Genomic DNA, 264 nt, shown 5'->3' on the forward strand with positions numbered 1-264 from the left:
TAAAACATGTGTTTCTACGATTTTATGCGGTATTAATCCCGGTTTCCCGAGGCTATCCCACTGTCATAGGCAGGTTGCTCACGCGTTACTCACCCGTTCGCCACTCTCATTAGTAATCTTCCACCGAGGCTTCTGTTTACTAAATCCCGTTCGACTTGCATGTGTTAAGCACGCCGCCAGCGTTCGTCCTGAGCCAGGATCAAACTCTCAATTTAATGTTTGTTTGAAGCTAGCTTTTCAGCTGACTTTTGCTTTTTTATTCTC

General features: G+C 45.1%; 1 rRNA gene. It reads right to left on the bottom strand.

The annotated features are described in order from the left end of the window. Positions 1-215 (bottom strand): 16S ribosomal RNA (locus ACU68U_RS09350); the annotation flags it as partial. Between the last annotated feature and the right edge of the window lie 49 nt (positions 216-264).

This window comes from Finegoldia sp. P3-F-LR (genome assembly GCF_052932165.1).